The organism is Vibrio sp. Of14-4, assembly GCF_022347625.1.
In the GTDB taxonomy this organism is placed as follows: domain Bacteria; phylum Pseudomonadota; class Gammaproteobacteria; order Enterobacterales; family Vibrionaceae; genus Vibrio; species Vibrio pristinus.
The window spans coordinates 168,258-186,134 of sequence record NZ_JAKRGI010000006.1 but is presented as its reverse complement, the minus strand read 5'-3'; the positions used below and the strand labels follow the sequence as shown (position 1 = coordinate 186,134).

General features: G+C 45.4%; 17 protein-coding genes. 12 read left to right on the top strand and 5 right to left on the bottom strand.

The genetic code is table 11. The annotated features are described in order from the left end of the window. Positions 1 to 4: 4 nt before the first annotated feature. The 7 genes from ccmD to MHN79_RS08465 all read left to right on the top strand — a co-directional run bounded on the left by ccmD (position 5) and on the right by MHN79_RS08465 (position 5,732). Positions 5 to 211: a heme exporter protein CcmD gene (gene ccmD / locus MHN79_RS08495; protein ID WP_239172529.1), complete on the top strand. Its 207-nt coding sequence runs from the start codon at positions 5 to 7 to the stop codon at positions 209 to 211. Further along, complete coding sequence (gene ccmE, locus MHN79_RS08490; protein ID WP_239172528.1) at positions 208 to 693, top strand: cytochrome c maturation protein CcmE; 486 nt, start codon at positions 208 to 210, stop codon at positions 691 to 693. Before ccmD ends, ccmE begins: the two co-directional genes overlap by 4 nt. Continuing rightward, on the top strand, positions 690 to 2,648 hold the full coding sequence (locus MHN79_RS08485; RefSeq protein ID WP_239172527.1) for a heme lyase CcmF/NrfE family subunit: 1,959 nt from the start codon (positions 690 to 692) through the stop codon (positions 2,646 to 2,648). Before ccmE ends, MHN79_RS08485 begins: the two co-directional genes overlap by 4 nt. Beyond that, on the top strand, positions 2,648 to 3,202 hold the full coding sequence (locus MHN79_RS08480) for a DsbE family thiol:disulfide interchange protein (protein ID WP_239172526.1): 555 nt from the start codon (positions 2,648 to 2,650) through the stop codon (positions 3,200 to 3,202). The genes MHN79_RS08485 and MHN79_RS08480 overlap by 1 nt, the downstream gene beginning before the upstream one ends. Continuing rightward, complete coding sequence (locus MHN79_RS08475) at positions 3,199 to 3,678, top strand: cytochrome c-type biogenesis protein (protein ID WP_239172525.1); 480 nt, start codon at positions 3,199 to 3,201, stop codon at positions 3,676 to 3,678. Before MHN79_RS08480 ends, MHN79_RS08475 begins: the two co-directional genes overlap by 4 nt. Further along, entirely contained in the window at positions 3,678 to 4,895 is a 1,218-nt protein-coding gene (gene ccmI, locus MHN79_RS08470) for a c-type cytochrome biogenesis protein CcmI (protein WP_239172524.1), read from the top strand. Before MHN79_RS08475 ends, ccmI begins: the two co-directional genes overlap by 1 nt. Before the next feature lie 75 nt (positions 4,896 to 4,970). Next, the gene (locus tag MHN79_RS08465) at positions 4,971 to 5,732 is read left to right on the top strand and encodes a VacJ family lipoprotein (protein ID WP_152430909.1); all 762 of its coding nucleotides are present in this window, start codon (positions 4,971 to 4,973) and stop codon (positions 5,730 to 5,732) included. A gap of 65 nt (positions 5,733 to 5,797) precedes the next feature. On the opposite strand, the gene MHN79_RS08460 is transcribed toward MHN79_RS08465, so the two are convergent. The 4 genes from MHN79_RS08460 to MHN79_RS08445 form a co-directional block, all read right to left on the bottom strand. Next, on the bottom strand, positions 5,798 to 7,099 hold the full coding sequence (locus tag MHN79_RS08460; RefSeq protein WP_239172523.1) for an outer membrane protein transport protein: 1,302 nt from the start codon (positions 7,097 to 7,099) through the stop codon (positions 5,798 to 5,800). Between the two features lie 301 nt (positions 7,100 to 7,400). Continuing rightward, entirely contained in the window at positions 7,401 to 8,675 is a 1,275-nt protein-coding gene (locus MHN79_RS08455; protein WP_239172558.1) for an outer membrane protein transport protein, read from the bottom strand. A 262-nt stretch (positions 8,676 to 8,937) separates the two neighbouring features. Beyond that, positions 8,938 to 9,666 (bottom strand): DUF3379 domain-containing protein, encoded by a 729-nt coding sequence (locus MHN79_RS08450; RefSeq protein ID WP_239172522.1) that lies wholly within the window; start codon positions 9,664 to 9,666, stop codon positions 8,938 to 8,940. Beyond that, positions 9,659 to 10,234 carry a sigma-70 family RNA polymerase sigma factor gene (locus tag MHN79_RS08445; RefSeq protein ID WP_114786760.1) on the bottom strand — a complete coding sequence of 192 codons (576 nt, stop codon included), beginning with the start codon at positions 10,232 to 10,234 and terminating at the stop codon, positions 9,659 to 9,661. The genes MHN79_RS08450 and MHN79_RS08445 overlap by 8 nt, the downstream gene beginning before the upstream one ends. A gap of 478 nt (positions 10,235 to 10,712) precedes the next feature. Here MHN79_RS08445 and fadI point away from each other — a divergent pair, with 478 nt between their 5' ends. From fadI to MHN79_RS08430, 3 genes are all read left to right on the top strand, one after another. Further along, a complete protein-coding gene (fadI, locus tag MHN79_RS08440) occupies positions 10,713 to 12,020 on the top strand; it encodes an acetyl-CoA C-acyltransferase FadI (RefSeq protein ID WP_239172521.1) in 1,308 nt (435 codons plus the stop codon). Then, positions 12,020 to 14,143 (top strand): fatty acid oxidation complex subunit alpha FadJ, encoded by a 2,124-nt coding sequence (gene fadJ / locus MHN79_RS08435; protein WP_239172520.1) that lies wholly within the window; start codon positions 12,020 to 12,022, stop codon positions 14,141 to 14,143. Before fadI ends, fadJ begins: the two co-directional genes overlap by 1 nt. A 95-nt stretch (positions 14,144 to 14,238) precedes the next feature. After that, entirely contained in the window at positions 14,239 to 14,787 is a 549-nt protein-coding gene (locus tag MHN79_RS08430; RefSeq protein WP_239172519.1) for an NAD(P)H nitroreductase, read from the top strand. A gap of 66 nt (positions 14,788 to 14,853) precedes the next feature. On the opposite strand, the gene MHN79_RS08425 is transcribed toward MHN79_RS08430, so the two are convergent. Beyond that, positions 14,854 to 15,729, bottom strand: a complete 876-nt coding sequence (locus MHN79_RS08425) for a LysR family transcriptional regulator (protein ID WP_239172518.1) — start codon at positions 15,727 to 15,729, stop codon at positions 14,854 to 14,856. 246 nt (positions 15,730 to 15,975) lie between these two features. On the opposite strand from MHN79_RS08425, the gene MHN79_RS08420 reads away from it, so the two are divergent. Together MHN79_RS08420 and MHN79_RS08415 are read left to right on the top strand one after the other, a co-directional pair. Beyond that, positions 15,976 to 17,076, top strand: a complete 1,101-nt coding sequence (locus tag MHN79_RS08420; RefSeq protein WP_239172517.1) for a response regulator — start codon at positions 15,976 to 15,978, stop codon at positions 17,074 to 17,076. A 327-nt stretch (positions 17,077 to 17,403) separates the two neighbouring features. Further along, positions 17,404 to 17,769, top strand: a complete 366-nt coding sequence (locus tag MHN79_RS08415) for a YbaN family protein (RefSeq protein ID WP_114787303.1) — start codon at positions 17,404 to 17,406, stop codon at positions 17,767 to 17,769. The last annotated feature ends 108 nt before the right edge of the window (positions 17,770 to 17,877 follow it).

Here is a 17,877-nt window from a genome sequence, read left to right as displayed (position 1 = left end):
TCCAATGTATTTTGAGTCTTTAGGCGATTTTCTGGCGATGGGAGGATACTCGGCTTATGTATGGAGTGCCTTTGGCATTACCTTTGCCTCAATGCTGACCCTATTTCTGCTGAGTCTGCGCCGTGGCAACCAATTACTCGAAGAAGTCCAGTCAAAAATTGATCGACAAGCTCGAATCGATGCCGCGAAAAATATGGAGAATACGTTATGAATCCGAGGCGTAAAAAACGGCTGGGGATAGTACTCGCTATTTTCGTTGGGATGAGCGCGACTATTGGCCTTATGCTGTATGCCCTAAATCAGAACATGGACCTATTTTATACGCCTAGCGAGTTAGTTGATGGCAAGCCTGATGGTACAAAGCCAGCAGTTGGCCAGCGCTTACGTATTGGCGGTATGGTGGTCAAAGGGTCAGTAAAAAGAGACCCTGAATCACTTAAAGTCTCGTTTGAGCTACGCGATGTCGGTCCTAAAGTGACCGTGCTTTATGATGGGATTCTTCCGGACTTGTTTCGAGAAGGACAAGGCATTGTAGCCCAAGGAGTACTAAAAAATGCCACCACGGTTGAAGCCTTTGAGGTGCTTGCCAAGCATGATGAAGAATACATGCCGCCAGAAATTGCTGAGGCGATGAAAAAAAACCACCAGCCGCTTGAGTATAGCCAGCAACAAAAACAAGGAAGTGGTCAATGATTGTTGAGATTGGTCATTTTGCCCTTATCGTGTCACTGGCGATGGCAGTGTTATTAAGTATCCTGCCTTTAATTGGCGCCTCACGAAATAACATTTTACTAATGAACACCGCAAGGCCACTGTCTTGGGGAATGTTTCTGTTGCTTGCTTTGTCGTTTGGCGTGCTGTTGTGGGCATTTTATAGCAATGATTTTACCCTTACTTATGTGGCAACCAACTCAAATAGCCAGTTACCTTGGTATTATCGCCTGACTGCGGTTTGGGGGGCTCATGAGGGCTCTTTGCTACTTTGGGTTTTAATTCAAGCGATATGGACAGTTGCCGTTGCAACTTTCAGTCGAGGTATGCCTCAGGAGTCGGTGGCAAGAGTGTTGGCTGTGATGGGGATGATAAGCGTTGGTTTTCTTCTGTTTATTATCGTCACGTCAAACCCTTTTTTAAGGACCTTACCTTTCTTCCCTGTTGATGGGCGCGACCTTAATCCCCTACTGCAAGACCCAGGTCTAATTATTCATCCTCCTATGCTTTATATGGGTTACGTGGGCTTTTCCGTTGCCTTTTCATTTGCGATTGCGTCATTAATGACTGGCAGACTGGATACGGCTTGGGCACGTTGGTCAAGGCCTTGGACTACCGCGGCTTGGCTGTTCCTGACTCTGGGAATTGCTCTAGGTTCTTGGTGGGCCTACTACGAACTAGGCTGGGGTGGCTGGTGGTTTTGGGATCCTGTAGAAAATGCTTCCTTTATGCCATGGTTAGCGGGTACTGCGCTGATGCATTCACTCGCGGTCACAGAAAAGCGAGGCACATTTAAAGCTTGGACTGTGCTTTTAGCCATTTCTGCGTTTTCGTTGAGCTTGCTGGGTACCTTCTTAGTTCGCTCGGGAATCTTGGTGTCTGTGCATGCATTTGCCTCTGATCCTTCACGGGGCATGTTCATTCTTCTTTTCTTGGTATTTGTGATAGGTGGGTCGTTACTCCTGTTTGCTGTTAAAGGCTCTAAAGTTCGCTCGCGTGGTCACTTTGAACTTGTCTCTCGAGAGAACACGCTGCTGGTCAATAATGTCTTGCTGATTGCCGCTTTAGTGGTGGTGCTTATTGGCACCTTACTTCCGCTTGTGCACAAACAAATAGGTTTGGGCTCAGTATCGATTGGTGCGCCATTCTTTGACCTCTTGTTTGCATGGCTGATGGTACCCTTTGCCTTCTTTTTGGGGATTGGACCACTTATTCGCTGGAAGCGAGATAATCTTTCTGGCTTAGCCAAACCCATGTTGGTTTCTGGGCTAGCCTCATTGATTTTGGCTTATGTCTTAGTCGCATTACTTGCCGATTTCTTCCAGTTTATGGCTTATATCGGTTGGGTGATGGCACTGTGGATCATCTTTATGCACGGTTTTGAGCTGCACCAGAGAGCAACCCATAGACACAGTTTTACTGTCGGTGTCACCAAGCTTCAGCGCAGTCACTGGGCAATGATGTTCGGTCATATCGGCCTTGCTGTCAGCATCATCGGTATTGCCATGGTGCAAAACTACAGTATTGAACGTGATGTTCGTTTGGCACCGGGTCAAAGCTACAACATCCAAGGGTATGACTTCTACTTTAAAGGGATAAAAAATAAGAATGGCTCAAACTATGATGGCTTTGTTGCGGACTTTAAGGTCAGTCATCAAGGGGAGTACTTAAACACTTTGCATGCAGAGAAGCGTTTTTATCGTACAGCACGCTCCATGATGACAGAGGCGGCAATCGATCGTGGTCTTACGCGGGATCTCTATATCGCTATGGGGGAGCGCTTAGATGATGATAAATCTTGGGCGGTGCGAATTTACTACAAACCTTTTGTGCGATGGATTTGGGCTGGGGCTTTACTTATGGCGCTTGCCGGTGTGATTGCCATTAGTGACAAACGTTATCGCTTTAGAAAAAGTGCAAAAATGCAGGAGGCGTGATGCATAAAAAATTACTCTTTATACCTCTAGTTGCGTTTTTGGCCTTGGTCAGTGTTTTTGCCACGCAATTGTTTCGAAACTCTCACGGTGACGATCCGACCAAGCTCGAATCTGTGCTTATCGGTCAGCCAGTCCCTCAATTTAAGCTCGAAGACTTAGCAGAGCCAGGCAAGCTCTACGATCAATCCATATTCAAAGGTGAACCTTTACTTTTAAATGTGTGGGCGACTTGGTGCTCGACTTGTTATGTGGAGCATCAGTACCTCAACAAGCTGGCCTCGCAGGGCGTTAAGATCATTGGTATGAACTATAAAGATGATCGCACCAAAGCCGTTAAGTGGCTTAACCAGCTGGGTAATCCTTATTTGATAAGCCTATTCGATGGTACTGGTATGCTTGGCCTCGATCTGGGTGTCTATGGGGCGCCAGAAACCTTTTTGATCGATGCTCAGGGCATTATTCGTTATCGTCATGCAAGCAATGTCGGTGATCGCAGCTGGAACGATGACATTAAGCCTATCTATGACAAGTTGGTTGCGGAGGCTAAACAGTGAAAAACAGCGTCTTTTTCATCTTACTCAGCGTCATTTTATCTTTTGCAGCCCACGCATCGATTCAAATCTATGAGTTTGAGGACTTAGAGCAAGAGCAGCAATTTAAAGAGCTGAGTAGCACGCTTAGATGTCCTAAATGCCAAAACAATACGATCGCAGATTCCAACGCGGAATTGGCCGTCGATATAAGGCAAAAAGTCTATGAAATGACCAAACAAGGTAAGTCCAAGCAGGATATTGTTGACTACATGGTGGCGAGATATGGCAACTTTGTGACTTACAAGCCGCCATTTACTGTTGCGACTGCCATTTTATGGCTTGGGCCAATTTTTGTGGTGATGTTTGGTTTTGGCTTTATTTTTGTGCGTTCGCGTAAAAAGCAGGCTCGGATAAATGAGGGCGAGAATTGGAATCAAGCCAAAGAAGCGCGCCTTAGAGCTCTTTTACAACAAGATGATGATGGAGATAAGCAGTAATGACGTTATTTTGGATAGCTTCAGCCATTCTTATCTTGCTTAGCCTGATTTTAATGGGCATTCCTTTTATTCGTAGAAAAAACAATAATGATGACGTACTGCGTGACGAGCTCAATAAGGCGCTGTATAAAGACAGGCTATCTGAGCTTGCCGAAGAGACCCAAGAAGGCTTAGTCGATGATCAGCAGGAATTAGTTGATGATCTTAAACAGTCACTGCTAGATGATGTTCCTGATCAAAACGCAGTTAAAGGCTCAGTGGCGATATCTCCTATGGCTATTTTGCTGCCTTCTATGGTGTTTATCATCGCATTGTCATACGCCATGTACTTTCAATTCGGCGCGTCAACTAAGGTAGAAGATTGGCAACAAGTTAGTGCCAACTTGCCCGCGCTATCTAAGAAGTTATTGGTGCCTGAGGGGGCTGCGCTCAGCGATGATGAAATGCGTGACCTTACCCTTGCTTTGCGTACCCGCTTACATTATCACCCCGATGACTCAACAGGGTGGCTCTTACTGGGCAGAATCGCTTTGGCCAATCGTGATGTCGTGACAGCCATTGGCGCGATGAAAAAAGCCTACGCCCTGAAATCTGACGATGATGATATCAAGCTAGGTTACGCTCAAGCTCTGATGTTGTCGCAAGATGAACTTGATCAGACCATTGCGCGCCGGATTCTTGGCCAATTAGTGCAAAATGATTATGTCGATTTACGAGTATTCTCATTATTGGCATTCGACGCGTACGAAAGAGAAGATTATACTGCTGCCATCCGTTATTGGCGGGTGATGCAACGTATGATTGGGCCTGAAGATAGCCGTTATCAAATGCTAACGCGCAGTATTGATAATGCTCAGGAACAATTGGGTGATTCCGCGGTCAGTAATACGTCAGTCTCTGTTTCTATCTCACTGAGTGAAAAGGTAAAACTTGACCAAGATTCGGCGTTGATTGTTTCGGTTCATACCGCTGATGGCTCGCCTATGCCAGTCGCGGCGGCAAGGTACCCATTGGGGAGTTTTCCTCGAACCGTGGTTCTTGATGATACGAATAGTATGTTGCAAGATCGTAAGCTATCTTCATTGGAGTCACTTATGGTACGTGTTCGTCTCGATTCTGACGGCAACGTAGCGACTAAGCAAGGGGACTGGTTTGGTGAGAGCGAAATCGTTAAAATGGGTCAACCTGTTACTGTTAGTATTAATAAACAATATTAACCAAGCTTATTCGCGCAATAAATTGATAGAAGGCCGGTGCTAAATAGTGCCGGCCTTTGTTTGGAAGTTAGAACAATGAATAGTATTAAGCCCCAGATGTGGGCAATGTTTTGTGGTGTCATGTTTTTGATGGGGTGTGCCAGCGCGCCTCAAGACTCAGCGCACGGAGAGTCAGAGGTTAACGACCCGATTGAGGGCTTTAACCGCAGTATGTGGGCAGTAAACTACGACTACTTAGATCCTTACTTTGTGCGGCCTGTCTCCTTGGCTTATGTCAATTATGTTCCTGATCCTGTTCGCCAAGGCATTGCAAACTTTTTAAGTAACCTTGATGAGCCAGCGAGTGTGATCAATAACTTGGTGATGGGTAATGGCCACAAGGCGATTGACCACTTTAACCGTTTTTGGATTAACAGTACCTTTGGTCTATTAGGTCTCATCGATGTGGCGTCGGCCGCTGGCATTACCCATCATAATAATAAGTCGTTTGGCGATGCGGTGGGGCATTATGGTGTGGGTAATGGCCCCTATGTTATGGTGCCAGGTTATGGGCCTTGGACGGTGAGAGAATCTGCTGACTTAGTCGATAGCACTTATGTTCCTCTGTCTCTTTTAAATATTTGGGCAGGACTTGGCAAGTGGGCACTTGAGGGTATGGAAACCAGAGCTGCTTTAGTCTCCCAAGAAGCCATGCTTGAGAACTCGCCTGATCCATACGCACTAACGCGAGATGCTTATCTGCAAAATCAGGACTTCAACGCTGAGATTGAAAAGCCCGAACAATTTGATGCAGAAGAAGAAGCCTATCTTGACGACTATCTTGATGAAGACTTCTAATAAAAAAGCTTGGTTTATTGACCAAGCTTTTTTTCATGCCAGTTTAGCTTGAAGCTATGGCTGGCTTAAAATCGATAGCTGGCCTGAACACCGATAAGCCAAATATTTCCTTTCGTTTCGCCAACAAACTGGCCAGCTAAGGCTTGCGCGCTGTCGTCAGAGGCATAGCCGCGTGATTCTGTAATTGGCGCGTCTTTGGCTAGAATGTAGGTTAATCCGCCATCTAGGGTAAAGTTTTTAGTAAAGTCGTAACTTGCGCCTAGGCTTAGCCAAGTGCGATCGGTTTCTGGGATAGTAATGGTGCGATTTTTATCACTTACCGCCGAAGTGTCATAGGCAATACCGGTGCGAAGTGCCAGTTTAGGGTCAAGCTGATAAGTTGCGCCCAGTGCTAGGCGATAGTTATCTTGCCAATTTTCAACTTTGACTGTTTTGCTGCCTAATGTGTTTAATTGGGCTTCTAATTTTTCAAAGCTGCTCCAATTAGTCCAGTTTAGGCTTGCATGAATGGCGAGTTTTTCTGTCAGTTGATGAAAGCTTGCCAGCTCGGCTGTGGCAGGTAGGGCAAGATCCATGCTGCCGTTATCGCGATTGCCATTACTTAGACTTGAATCAAACCCTCGACCTGTGGCATAGCCTTCAAGTTTAAGTTGAACTTCAGATTTGTAGCTAAAACCAATTCGGTGATCTTGGTTGATTTGCCACGCCGTGCCAATTTGCCAGCCCCAAGCCTTATCATCGCCTTCCATATATTTAAGGTCTGTGCCTTGAGGTAGAAAGCCCGCATTGTTTGCTGGCGCTTTTGCACCAAAGCTGCCTTCACCCATCACATAGCGAACACCGCCGCCAATACTCAGGTCTTGAGTGACTTGATAGGCTGAGTTGAGGTTGGCTTCCATTGTGGTTACGCTGGCTTGATTGCCAAAATGAGCGGCGGCGAAATCATTACCCAGACTAGTTTCCATCCCGTAGTTAGTGCCCAGTGCAAAGCCAATCGTCACTTGATTAGAGTATTTATGTGAGAGGTAAAAATTAGGGATAATCGCATCATCGGCAAAATCTGACGAAGATGCATTAGATACAGGTAGCCCAGACGCGCTGCCATCGACTGTACCATCGACATCCACATTGGGGTTGACGTAAATAGCGCCAAGCGATAATTGTGTGCCATCAAGATAGGTGAGCATAGCTGGGTTTCGCCACTGTGCGCTGGCGTTATCTGCCATCGCTGCTTCACCAGCATAGGCGCGGCCAAGGCCCGTTGCCGAGTATTCGGCTAATTGAAAACCAGCCGCTGTGGCTGTATGTGAGGCAGAAATAAGGCCTGCGCCCACAGCTAAGGAGAGAAAAGTAATTCTTGTTTTCATGGTAATTTGTCGCTGACTTATTAATAAATGTCAGACGATATTAAAATTAGAGTTAATACTTTAAAAATAAAAAACACCTTAGCGTTTATCTTTGCGATAAAATATTGCCACTAAGGTGAATTCTTATATAAATCACTGATTCGTGGTTTTATTTTACTTTAACTCGGCGAACACATGTGCTGTGAAAAGGCGGTTTGGCAGCACAGCTGTAGGCTGAAAATAATCAGCTGAGGGCTTGAGTTTGGTCGGACAACGAAAAAGGGCCATGCTAGATGGCCCTTTGTGTGGTTAGAGCTTTAGCTTAGAAGCTGTAGCTATACTGAAGCCCGTAAAGCATGGCATCTGCGCGGGTAGTAGCGGTTAAAGGTACCGAGTTCACGGTCTCTGTTACCTTAACGTCTTCACCCATTAAGTAGGTAAAGCCAAAGTCGATAGAGTGGTGTTTATCAAACGCGTATCCTGCACCAAATGAGAACCAGTTACGATCTGAATCTGGCACTGAGATGGATGTCAGTTTGTCTTGAGCGGCAGTATCATGCATATAACCCGCGCGTAGTGTCCAATTGTTATCTAGGTAGTAAGTCCCACCCAAAGAGATATGGTAGCCATCTTGCCAATTGTAATCTTTGATAGTTATACCACCGCTGGTTTTAAGGCTATCAAAGGTGTCCCAGCCGATCCACTGCAAGCTATAGTGGACTGCAAATTTAGTGTCTTTTATACGATGGTAGCCAGAGAATTCGAGCATACTGGGCAGAGGAAGCAACACATCTTGACCAGCAACAGCATTGTCACCAGCAGTACCGCCACTTAGTCCTGCATTGACAAAGACATCGCCAGACGCTTCTACCTCAGGGCTATAATGATAGGCAAGGCCGAAGCGGTTGTTTTCATCAAGCTCAAACACAGTGCCTAGATTAAATCCTATTCCAATCCCGTCGGCATCTATATTTACTGCATTATAATTAAGATTGTTGAAGGCATCACGTCTTAGCTTACCACTACCCTGAATAATATCGATGCCACCGCCAATGCTCCACTGTTCGTCAATGCGGTAAGCCGCATTAATCGTGTAGTTGATGGTTTCTATCTCGGTTGTGCCACCCAAGATGCTTGCATCTGGAAGAGAGGAAAGTGCGCTACCAGTACCAACACCGAAGTCTCCAGGGAAATTATTTTTAGTACCAAAGTTTGAATATATCCCGGCACCAATCGCAAACTGATCGTTAAGTTTATGAATGTAATAAATATTTGGAACCGGGGTATTGCTTGAGTTGGTCACATCGTTAATTGAATTGCCGTTGTAAGATATATCTTTTATTTCAATATCTGTATCTATCATATTGACGCCGCCAGAGAACTGGTCTGAGTCAAACAGAGTCATTGCTGCGGCATTACGCGCCATCACTGAAGCATTATCGGCAATAACAGCATCACCGGCAAAGGCGCGGCCAAGGCCTGTGGCAGACTGAGAGTTAAGCTGGAAACCTGCAGCGAGAGCTTGCTGCGAAGCCAGTGTGGTGCTGGCAATGGTCACGGCTAGAAGAGATTTCTTAAACAGACGTGTCTTATTCATCATACTTTTCCTTTGTTTCGCCTCTCGCGGACGTCTTACTTGAGCTTTCACTCAACTGTTGCAAATCCTAGACACCCAGTATAAAAGATAGAAATCCGACCATTACCAAGTTGGTTTGTAAAATTCTAGAAATGAAAGCCATTTGGCAGGATTTATAAGTAAAAACAGACTTTTTAGAGTTTAAGCTCTATTTTTGAGCAAAAAAAATGGCTCAAGCGAGAGGCTTAAGCCATGATACAGCTCACAAAATGTTAAAATTTGGTTAACTCATAGGTTTGATGATGTTTGCTATATTTTCAGCGATATTGGCGACATTTTCACCATCTTCACCCACAAGGATCAAGCTGGTGTTACCAATCGGTTCGACCACACCTGCCATACCTTGCTGCTCAAAGTCGACCGTTTGCTTGGAAGGCATACTGGTGAAAAATAACGTCACTTTGCCTTTTTCGCCTTGAAACACCATGTGCAGTGCATTGGTGTCACCAAAGCCACAATGATTGAGATAGTACACGTGGTAAGGGAAGTTGGCTCCAAGCTGGTGATCAAAAGGCATCATCTTGGCATTGATCTGTGAAGAGAGCACATTTTCGTCAATACCGGTGACAAATGGCTTTTCGGCCATCACATGCTTAATGGCAATATCTTCAATGCTGGCATGCGCTGGCGGCAGGACAATATTGCCCCAGTTAACTTGGCCAACCAAAAGACCAAATACAAAGGCAACCGAGGCCGCTGTGGCCATAGCACGTTTGGCAAAAGTGGGCCTGACCACATTAGACTCTGAATGAGAGGTTTGATGAAACAAAATGCGATCGACCAAATCTTCAGGTACATCAACCGCCATCGCCTTAGCAATCTGGGCATCAAGCTCAAGCACATCTTCGGCAAACTTGCCGTTGGCGCTATCTGCTTTTATGGCTTCGACGATATCGCCGTCCCGCTCTTTTGGGTCGGACATAATACGACGACGGAATTCTAACTCATCCATTTTGCTGTCCTCGATGACTGTTTTCTGTATCTAACATGTCCTTCAGTTGGTTCCTTGCTCTGAAAAGACGGGTCATCACTGTGTTCTTATTAAGACCAAGGATCTCACCGATCTCTTCGCCACTGAACCCTCCGACAACCTGCAAAAAGAGAGGTTCACGATACTCGTCTTCCAGTTTCATGATCTGTGCCTGCACCCATTGGGTTTGGTGATGGGGTGCATCACTGACTTTGGCATCATTGGCATGGTCATCAATATCAACCAGATCAAACTGTTTCCTCTCAAAGCGGCGCGCATTTTCGCGTCTTAATATGGTAATCAACCATGATTTTGCCGCTTTTTCATCTTGTAAACTGTCTAATGACTTCCAAGCCCGAAGACAGGTTTCTTGGACAAGATCCTCTGCAACCGATTGGTCTTTGCATAGCCAATAGGCGTAGCGATATAAGTCTCTGTGATACGCCCTTACAAGCGCTTCATACTTTCTTTGTCTGTCCATATCCGAGTTGACCGGAGGACTCGACTTTTTCTTTCCAAAAAAATTGATAACGGACACATGAGCCTCCAATTTTGCTCTGTGGTTTGACCATATACCTAATTCTAGGCCCTAGAAGAGTATGATTTACTGAGTATTTAATCAAACATTCTCTGGACTTATCAGACCAGCGTACTATTACGTCCAATGTTATGGTTAAAAAACCAACATAAAATTGATCTATTTCAACATTCAATATTAAACACAGATTATAGTAGCTCTTGCCATCTGGTTGGCCTTTGGGCTGACTTGTTGAGCAAGGTGGCATTTCCTTTTGAAGGCTGGCTTTACTTTCTCCTTAATCAGGACACTGATTATTTTCGATTAACGTGAGTTAATTGGTTTGTTTTCCAACCACACAAGTTTGTGTGGTTTTTTTTTGCCCAATGCTCTGCCGCTTGAGCTCTCGCTTTTCCACTCCAAATCACGTTTAATTAAACGAGCGTTTGATTCGTTTAACATTCTAGTTACAATGTTTCTGGTCTGACCTCTATTTTGTAAAGGAGAAATAATGGGCAAGCAGGAAGTGAAAACGCGCTCGGGTGAGCGCATTGCGGTGGTTGCGGGTTTGCGTACGCCGTTTGCACGTCAAAGCACGGAATTCAGTCAAGTTCCCGCCGTCGATCTCGGCAAGATGGTGGTGAGCGAAATGATGGCGCGGACTGAAATTGACCCTAAGCTGATTGATCAAGTTGTTTTTGGCCAAGTGGTTCAGATGCCTGAAGCGCCAAATATCGCGAGAGAAATTGTGCTGGGTACGGGAATGAACATTCATACCGATGCCTACAGCGTGACCCGAGCTTGTGCAACCAGTTTTCAGTCTGCGGTCAATGTGGCGGAAAGTATCATGGCAGGGGCGATTGATATCGGTATTGCTGGTGGTGCAGATTCTTCCTCAGTGTTGCCTATTGGTGTGTCGAAGAAACTGGCTGCCAATCTTCTTGCGCTGAGTAAAACCAAAACCATGGGTCAGAAGCTTAAGTTGCTTAAAAACCTCTCATTTAGAGATCTTATGCCGGTTCCTCCTGCTGTGGCTGAGTACTCCACTGGCTTATCTATGGGGCAAACCGCAGAGCAGATGGCCAAATCTCATGGTATTACTCGTCAAGAACAGGACGGACTTGCCCATCGATCTCATTCTCTTGCTTCCAAGGCGTGGAAAGACGGCAAGATTGAAGGCGAGGTCATGACGGCTTTTCCAGAGCCCTACAAACAATGGATTTCTCAAGATAATAATGTTCGCCATGATTCAACCTTGGAAGGTTACGCCAAGCTGCGCCCTGCGTTTGACCGTCAATATGGCAGCGTGACAGCGGCCAACAGTACTCCGCTTACCGATGGTGCTGCGGCCATCATGTTGATGCGTGAAGGTAAAGCCAAAGAGTTAGGCCTAGAGGTGATGGGCTACATACGTTCTTATGCCTTTTCCGCGATTGGGGTTGAGATGGATATGTTAATGGGCCCGTCCTATTCCACACCTCTGGCACTTGATAGAGCGGGCATTAATCTATCGGATCTGACTTTGATCGATATGCATGAGGCCTTTGCTGCTCAGACCTTATCGAATGTCAAAATGTTTGCCTCAGACGACTTCGCGCAGCAGAAACTAGGCCGAGCAAAAGCGATAGGTGAAATTGACATGGATAAATTCAATGTACTTGGCGGCTCAATAGCCTATGGCCATCCATTTGCCGCAACGGGCGCGCGTATGATCACTCAAACGTTAAGAGAGCTTAAACGGCGCGGCGGAGGATTGGCGTTAAATACAGCCTGCGCAGCAGGTGGTTTAGGTGCAGCTATGGTTTTGGAGGTTGAGTAATGAGTGAACAAAAAGCATTTGAACTAAAGGTTGATGAACAAAACATTGCTTGGCTATCGATTGATGTCCCCGGTGAGAAAATGAATACCTTGCAAGCGGCCTTTGCTGACGAGATGAAGGCCATATTTGCTCAGCTGCAAGAAAATATCTCAACCACTAAGGGCTTGATTGTTCATTCTCTTAAGCCAGATAACTTTATCGCTGGTGCGGATGTGCGCATGCTTGATGCTTGTACCAGTGCAGAGCAAGCAAAAGATCTTGCTGTTCAAGGGCAGACAATGTTCCAGCAACTTTCTGACTTGCCTTTTCCTGTTGTGGCTGCGATTCATGGCCCATGTCTAGGTGGTGGTCTGGAGCTCGCGTTAGCTTGTGATTATCGCGTTTGTACTACTTCAGATAAAACGCGTTTGGGACTGCCTGAAGTACAATTGGGTTTGCTGCCCGGTTCTGGCGGTACGCAGCGTTTGCCTCGTTTAATTGGCTTGCTGCCCTCGCTTGATATGATCCTCACAGGTAAGCAGTTAAGAGCGGCTAAGGCGAAAAAATTGGGCGTGGTTGATGCGGTTGTGCCACAGAGCGTTTTGCTGCAAGTGGCTAAGAGTTTTGTTGAGAAACATGCCGGTAAATCACAAGCCAAGCGCAAGGTGTCAACCAAAGAAAAGCTTATCTCTAACACTAGCTTGGGCCGCAAAGTGATTTTTGAGCAGGCGGCGAAAAAAACGCATGACAAAACTCGTGGCAATTATCCAGCTGCTGAAGCTATTTTGGATGTAATGCGCCATGGCTTAGAAAAAGGCTTTGAGCAAGGGCAAGTTAAAGAAGCGCAGCGATTTGGCGATTTGGTCATGACACCTGAATCGAAAGCGTTACGCTCGATTTTCTTTGCCACAACAGATATGAAGAAAGAAAAAGGCACTCAAGCAGAGCCAAAAGATGTTGGTATGGCTGCTGTATTGGGTGGCGGTTTGATGGGCGCAGGGATAAGTCATGTATCTGTGGCCAAAGCCAAAGTGCCAGTGAGAATTAAAGATGTCTCCAATGATGGGGTTCTTAACGCGCTTAAGTACAACTACAAGTTGTTTGATAAGCAGCGAAAACGCCGCATTTTGTCTAAGGCTAAGCTTCAGTCAAATATGCTAAAACTCTCTGGTGGGGTTGACTTCACACGTTTTAATCACACCGACATAGTGGTTGAGGCGGTATTTGAAGATTTGGAATTAAAGCAGCAAATGGTGGCTGATGTTGAGGCGAATGCCAAGGATAGCACCATCTTTGCTACTAATACTTCGTCTTTACCTATCCATAAGATTGCTGAAAAGGCTCAGCGTCCAGAGAAGGTGGTAGGCCTACATTATTTTAGCCCTGTTGAAAAAATGCCATTGGTGGAAATTATCCCTCATCAAAGCACCTCAGATGAGACTATCTCCACCGTGGTTGAATTTGCTCGCAAGCAAGGCAAAACGCCTATCGTTGTCAAAGACTGCGCTGGCTTTTATGTCAACCGTATTCTTGCTCCTTACATGAATGAATCGGCTCAAGTTTTGATGTCTGGCGAGCCGATAGAGCATTTGGATAAAGCCCTATTGAACTTTGGATTCCCGGTTGGTCCTATCACCTTACTCGATGAAGTCGGTATTGATATTGGCGCTAAAATTATGCCTATTTTAGTTGGTGAGCTAGGCGAGCGATTCAGAGGACCGGATGTGTTTGATACTTTGCTTGATGACAATCGCAAAGGGAGAAAGAGTGGTAAAGGATTTTATACCTATAAGGGTAAGAAGAAAGAGGTAGATAAATCCGTCTATAAGCTGTTGAGTTTGACCCCCGATGCCAAATCAGGCGAGAAAGACATTGCTCTGCGCTGCGTATTACCCATGCTAAATGAAGCGGTTCGATGCCTTGAAGAGGGTATCATTCGCAGCCCTCGCGATGGTGATATTGGTGCTATTTTTGGTATAGGATTCCCTCCATTCTTGGGTGGACCTTTCCGATATATGGACCAGCTTGGTTTAGAGAAAGTAATAGAGCTGATGAACCAACATGCACAGAAGTATGGCGATCGCTTCGCTCCGTGTGATGGTCTATTGACTCGCGCAGGTTTGAACAAACCATTCTACGAATAATTGTTTACGAGTGTAAAAAGGCGAGCGGTAACGTTCGCCTTTTTTGTCACCTAAGGTTATGATCGGCTCACATCAGAACTCACTAGGAATTTCAAATGGATGCTTTAGATCTGCTGCTTAATCGCCGTTCAATCGCCAAGTTGTCTCAACCCGCTCCAGAGGGCCAGGCTCTTGAGAATATCATTCGATCTGGCCTCAGAGCCCCTGATCATGCGGGTCTCACGCCTTGGCGATTTGTCATTTCTCAAGGCGAAGGACTGACGAAATTGGCGGATATTTTGGTTGCGGCGGCAAAAGCAGAAAATAGTGATGAAAGCGTGCTGGAAAAGCTGAAAAACGCTCCATTTCGAGCGCCTATGGTAATTACTGTCATTGCTAAAGTGACTCCGCATGAGAAAGTGCCAGCGTTAGAGCAGCACCTTTCTGCTGGGTGTGCAGTACATGCAATGCAGATGGCCGCAGTTGCACAAGGCTTTCAGGGTTTTTGGCGCTCTGGTAAGTGGATGTTCCATGACAGTGTTCACCGTGCGTTTGGCCTAGAAGGTGAAGATGAGATTGTTGGTTTTCTGTATCTTGGAACGCCGGGCTGCACTCCAATGAAAGTGCCTGAGCGTGACTTGAGTAAATTTGTGGAATACTTGTGATCTCAGCCCCAAAGCTTAAAGTCAGCTTTGGGGCTAAGTTTTTGTCATCATTGTATGTGTGACAAATTAGCTATCTTTATATTCAATCACAAAGTCTATCAATAGACGGACTTTTTCAGGCAGATGGTCCTTGTGATTGTATAGCATGTAAATATCACGAGGGTTCGCGCTCCATTCTTGTAAAATCCGGGTAAGGCTTCCATCCTCAATATGTTCCTTAAGCATAACGTCCGGCATCAGTGTGATCCCCAAACCATCTGAGCATGCGCTTCGGACAACATCTAGCGCATTGGCTTGGAAACGACCTTTATCATTATTAATCACTGTCTCGCCGCTACTATTGGTGATTTGCCACTTTAATAGTGGAGCGCCTTTCAAAAGAGAGTGATTTTGAAGATCTTCTGCATGCTTTGGCTCTGGATGACTGGCGAGATAGTCGGGGCTCGCCACTAAAATATCTTCAACTGAGCCGATTTTGCGTGCAATCAGGCTTGAATCTCTTTGCGGCCCAACGCGAAAAATAACATCCCATTCCGTTGGATCGAGCTGATCAGCATGATTACTGGTTGTCAGTTCAAGGTTGATATCCGGAAACTTGGTCATGAATGCGCTGAGTATTGGCATCATCATGCGTTTGGTAAGGTTTGAGGGAGCAGATACACGAATTTTGCCCGCCGCTCCTCGGCACTCATCGGTAATTTCTTCTGCTGCTATTGTCAGTCGGTTCAGTAGGGGAGAACACTCACTGTAAAACCTTTCGCCCGCTTCTGTAAGAGAAAGTTTACGTGCATGACGGTTGAGCAGTCTGAGGTTAAGAGCTTCTTCCAACGCTTGTATGCGTCGGGTAATTGTCGCAACCGGAATCATAGTTTTGCGAGATGTCGCAGTATAGCTTCCGTTTTCAACAACGAGCCTAAAAAGGTTGAGATCGTCTAATTTCATTATTTCCGACACATTTTCTGCAAATTGGGTGAACTTATACAAATATCAGATGCCAAAGCCTGAGTATTATCAACAAGCTTTATGATCTTTAACTCTAGCTACATATAGTATTCAACATGCGCGAAAAGTGGAAGATTTGTATAAATACACTTTCGCGGCTATTTTTAAATGAGTGTTTGAAACCGTTTACAATTACAAAAATAATACTAACAGTTGTACGTTTATAGTTGTGTGAGGCCAAGGTGTATGCATAAATCTTATGAAGTGGCGACAACGCCCTCAACCCAGCCGGCTACTGGGACAAAGCTTATCATGATCGTTGATGACGATCCTGTGTTTCGAAAGCTCACAGGTGGGTTTATTGAAGCGCAAGGTCATGAGGTCGTGGAAGCAGAGAATGGACTAGAAGGCCTCAAAAAGCTCAGAGAAACTGAGCCAGACCTAATTCTGTGTGACCTCTCAATGCCTGTACTTGACGGCATAGAGTTTGTCGAAGAAGTGAGTCTGGAGTATCCCTCTCTCCCGTTGATTGTTGTATCAGCAACTGATGAGATGGCTGATGTGGCGCAAGCGCTGCGCTTTGGCATCAAAGATTTCCTCCCCAAACCGATCACCAATCCAGATCATTTGGCCAGTGCCATAGAAAATACCTTGTATGATTCCGATAACCACTTGTGTGATCAGCGAGATTTTGCCAGTCAGTGGTTCAGAATTGACAGCGGCGATATGCCAGAAGAGCAAGAATTGCATTGGCATTTAGAGTATTTGCAGGATAATCCCAGCGCTGCCAAAGATTTGCTGCATGCTCTGTTGCCCGATAAAGACACATCGCAAGGTGACTGGAAATGCAGTTACCGTTTATTGCAATCAACCGATGTCATGCCTTTAGTCTACGATTATGCCTGGCTGATGAATGGTCAGTTTGCTTTCTATATCGTTGATTCGGCCAGTGAAGGACAACATGGTGCGGCAACAACCTTACTGGTTCGAGCGTTATTCCATGATTACTTGCGTAATTTAAAGAGCTTTAATGCCGATTTGAAAGATATTGCCGATTTACTTGAAAAGGGCATGGAGTGCGCAGAATGCGCCAGCCCCGTAAAAGCAATGTTTGGAATCGCTGATGTGTCTGAAGGAACCTTATCACTGCTACCAGCTGGCCTTGATGCTCAATGGTCAAATGGGTACTTCTCCCAACATATTGCAGCAGGAACCAAACTCGGTGAACACTGTATTAAAAACTTTATAACGCCTGACTTGCCCATTCAGGCAGCGTGTCAGCTAACACTAGGCTGTTTGGGTTCAAGCAGCTTTAGTTTGGATATATTCCGTGGCGGTAGTGCTTAGCTCAGAGTAACATTAAATAACCTTATGTTTTTACGGTGTTTGTTGTGACTTTTTTGAGTTATAGTCCGCCACACAAAAATGTTCCAATACGTTAACGAAAGATTAACGAAGGATAAAATACACTGTATTAACACAAGAGAAGCAATCCTATGGCAGACGAAAATTTTAAAGAGCCGTATAATATCTTTTATTTTTTGGGATTTATTGCGGTTCTCCTCATTCCCACCCTTCCTGCAACCCTTACTTGGATTCGAGTATTTAACGGATATACAGGTTTTTAAACATTAACCGGAGCGCATCATAGATATTCGAAGATTGGGTTTAAATATTGTCGGTAGTGTGAGTTTGGTGCTCGGCTTTTTTGGAATTTTCTTGCCCCTGCTTCCGACAACACCGTTTGTTCTTCTCGCCAGCGCTTGTTTTATGCGCAGTAGTCCAAGGTTTCATCGTTGGTTACACGAACATAAAACCTTTGGCCCTATTCTTGATAACTGGCATCAACACCGAGCGGTGACCAGCAAAATTAAAGTGCGTGGCGCCCTGTGCATGGTGGCCAGCTTTTCCTTTTCTATTTGGATTGTTTCTCAAGTCTGGTTAAAGGTTGCCCTTATGGTGATGCTGATGACTTTATTGACTTGGTTTATTCGTTTACCCGTGATTGATCACCTTGCTGATAGGCAAGAAAATCACTAAGATTGCATACACGTGTCCTGCTGCTTTAGCAGGTGATTATTAGTTGCATAGCGCGAATGAGTTTAGCAACATCGTTAAACAGTATTCGCGTTAAAGCCGTTGCTGATG